The organism is Arthrobacter sp. H41 (assembly GCF_000520535.1).
Taxonomy (GTDB): Bacteria; Actinomycetota; Actinomycetes; order Actinomycetales; family Micrococcaceae; genus Arthrobacter_D.
The window spans coordinates 1-3,219 of the sequence record NZ_AZRZ01000472.1 but is presented as its reverse complement, the minus strand read 5'-3'; the positions used below and the strand labels follow the sequence as shown (position 1 = coordinate 3,219).

The 3,219-nt window shown below is 65.5% G+C and carries 2 protein-coding genes, 1 tRNA gene and 1 pseudogene; 2 read left to right on the top strand and 2 right to left on the bottom strand.

All coding sequences use genetic code 11. The annotated features are described in order from the left end of the window. Positions 1–90 precede the first annotated feature (90 nt). Together Y705_RS16495 and Y705_RS0101510 are read left to right on the top strand one after the other, a co-directional pair. Positions 91–855, top strand: coding sequence for a PspA/IM30 family protein (locus tag Y705_RS16495; RefSeq protein ID WP_049822102.1), 765 nt, complete (start codon positions 91–93; stop codon positions 853–855). A gap of 135 nt (positions 856–990) precedes the next feature. After that, on the top strand, positions 991–2,385 hold the full coding sequence (locus tag Y705_RS0101510; protein WP_026531585.1) for a cryptochrome/photolyase family protein: 1,395 nt from the start codon (positions 991–993) through the stop codon (positions 2,383–2,385). A 74-nt stretch (positions 2,386–2,459) separates the two neighbouring features. Here Y705_RS0101510 and Y705_RS0101505 read toward each other — a convergent pair. Together Y705_RS0101505 and Y705_RS22045 are read right to left on the bottom strand one after the other, a co-directional pair. Then, positions 2,460–2,533 (bottom strand) — tRNA-Met (locus Y705_RS0101505). Between the two features lie 54 nt (positions 2,534–2,587). Beyond that, positions 2,588–3,219, bottom strand: a pseudogene (locus Y705_RS22045) (UPF0182 family protein); the annotation flags it as partial.

Genomic DNA, 3,219 nt, shown 5'->3' with positions numbered 1-3,219 from the left:
GGCGGCGGTGGCGGCTTCTAGCCACTTCCGGTCGGTTCTACGCTTCCGGGCGAGCACTCCATACCTAGGCAGACAACGAAAGGGAACAACATGGTAAAGCAGTCAATTTTCGGACGTATCGCGCAACTGGCGAAAGCCAATATCAACTCGCTGATCGATCAGGCGGAAGACCCGCAGAAGATGCTGGACCAGATGGTCCGGGACTACACCAACAGCATCGCCGAGGCGGAGAGCGCCGTCGCACAGACCATCGGAAACCTCCGGATGATCCAGGACGACTATCGGGAGGACCTCGACAACGCACGGAGCTGGGGCAACAAGGCGCTCGCCGCTTCGAGGAAAGCCGACGACTACCGTGCCTCGGGTGACTCGGTGGACGCCCAGAAGTTCGACAACCTGGCGAAGGTGGCGATCCAGCGTCAGATCACCGCGGAGACCGAGGCGAAGGGCGCCGAGCCCACGATCACCTCGCAGGAGGAGATCGTCGACAAACTCAAGAACGGCCTGACCCAGATGAAGGGCAAGCTGAACGAGCTCACGAGCAAGCGCGACCAGCTGATTGCGCGCTCCCGCACCGCCCAGGCACAGCAGCAGGTGCATGACGCCGTCAAGAGCATCGATTTCCTCGACCCCACCAGCGAGGTGGGGCGCTTCGAAGAGAAGATCCGCCGGGAAGAGGCGAAGGTCCGCGGCCAGCAGGAGCTCGCCAGCTCGAGCCTGGACGCCCAGTTCGAGAGCCTCGAGGATCTCGGCGAGCAGACGGAGATCGAGGCACGCCTCGCGGCGCTGAAGTCCGGCAGCGCGTCGTCCACGCCGTCAGCCCTCGAGCAGGGCTCAGAGACGCCCTACTCTTAGGAAGTTCTTCAGCCGGCACACCCGGCGCCGCAGCGGACCACGTAGCGGCGCCGGTTCGTCAGCTCGGGGCCGGGCCTTCGCGTGAGGTCCGGTCCCGCGGCCTTCCTCCGACCCGATGACAGGTGAGTTGATCGCATGGCTGGAACCGTGGTGTGGCTTCGCGACGATCTCCGCATTTCCGACAACCCCGCCCTTTTCGCGGCAGCACGGAGCGGGGATGACGTCGTCGTCTGTTACCTCCTGGACGAGGAGAGCCCGGGGATCAGACCGCTCGGTGGTGCCTCACGCTGGTGGCTCCATCACTCACTCGTCGCGCTCGGTAGGGAGCTTGCCGAACTCGGCGTTCCGCTCACGCTGCGGCGCGGCGCCGCAGCTGAAGTGATTCCCGTGCTGGTGGCGGAGACCCAGGCCGACACCGTGCTGTGGAACCGCCGCTATGGCTTGCCCGAGCGCAACGTCGACGCCGGCATCAAGGCCTGGTGCGGTGAACACGGGATCAGTGCCCACAGTTTCCAGGCGAACCTCCTGTTCGAACCGTGGGCCGTGACCTCCGGCTCCGGAGACCCCTACAGGGTCTTCACGCCCTTTTGGCGCGCCTGCATGGACAGGCAGCCCCCGAGAGCTCCGCTGGAGGCTCCCGCCTCGCTTCGCGGTGGCACTCCCCCGCTCTCGGACGAACTCGAGTACTGGGCGCTGCTGCCGTTCTCGCCCGACTGGGCGCAGGGCCTGCGGGTGACCTGGACTCCCGGAGAGGACGGCGCCCACCGGCGCCTCGACAACTTCCTCGAGGAGCGGGCCACCGGATACCGGACCAAGCGGGATCTTCCTGCCACGGAAGGTACCAGCAGGCTCTCACCACACCTGCGTTTCGGGGAGATCAGTCCCTTCCAGGTATGGCACGCCGCCCAGGAACGCCGGGATGCCGCCGTCAGCGAGGATCTCAGGGTGTTCGGTTCGGAACTCGGGTGGCGGGAGTTCTGCTGGCAGCTGCTGTATTTCAACCCTGAGCTGGCCACGAAGAACTATCGCCCCGAATTCGACGCCTTCGCCTGGGAAAGCTCGACCCGATCGGAGCTGAAGGCGTGGCAGGAGGGCCGGACAGGTTATCCACTTGTGGACGCCGGCATGCGGCAGATGGAGGAAACGGGATGGATGCACAATCGCGTCCGCATGGTCACGGGATCATTCCTGATCAAGAACCTCCTGATCGACTGGCGGGTGGGCGAGCAGTGGTTCTGGGACTATCTGGTTGATGCCGATACGGCCAGCAACGCAGCGAACTGGCAGTGGGTTGCCGGATCCGGCGCCGATGCGAGCCCGTACTTCCGCGTGTTCAATCCTGTGACCCAGAGCAGGAAATTCGATCCGGAGGGGAAGTACCTGCTGCGCTTCGTTCCGGAGCTTGCCGACGCCGAGAACATCCATGAACCGTGGAATGGGCCTTCGGGGGACTATCCCGCCCCAGTGGTCGACCTGAAGGAGAGCCGTGAGCGGGCCCTTGCCGCGTTCAAGGCGCTGCGGGACAGCTGACCTCTCTCCGGGAGGCGAATCCGGGCAATAAAAAAGGTCTGGCCGACATTGCTGTCGGCCAGACCTTCATTCCGTTGCGGGGACAGGATTTGAACCTGTGACCTCTGGGTTATGAGCCCAGCGAGCTACCGAACTGCTCCACCCCGCGGCGTATAACTAACGTTACCGGCCGTGGGGCGAAGTGGCAAATCGAGGCGGTGCCTCAGCCGCCGGCGCCTGCTGAAACCCGCTCTTCAGCCGCGAGCGCCCGCTGGAGTGCGTCGTTCAACCTGTCCTGGGCGTCGCCGTAGGCGGCGAAGTCACCCTCTGCCAGCGCTGCGTTGCCCTCCTGGATCGCGGCGCTCGCGTCATCGAGTGCCGACCTCAGGTCAGCGGCCGGATCGTCGGTGGTGCCGCCGGGAGCAACAGGCGGCACGCCGGCGTCACCCTCGACCTCTGTGCCGCCGTCGCCCTCGGCCGGCGGTGCCGCCGGATCATCGGGGGTCTCGCCGACGTTCTCGCTGTCACCGGTCGTTGCGCCGGAGTCTCCCCCGAACACCTGGTCGAGTGCTTCATCAAGGGTCGGCGCGAAACCGACGTTGTCCCCGAAACTCACCAGGACCCGCCGCAGGACCGGGAAGGACGAGCTACCCGACGACTGCACGTAGACCGGCTGGACATAGGCGATGCCGCCGCCGATCGGCAGGGTCAGCAGGTTGCCGTTGATGACCTCCGACGCACCCTGGCGCAGGAGGTTGAGGTCCTGCGACACCGTGGTGTCCGAGTTGAAGAGGTTCTGCGCCTGCCCTGGGCCGACCGTGGAATCCTGGCCCGAGGAATCGAGCAGGGTGAGCC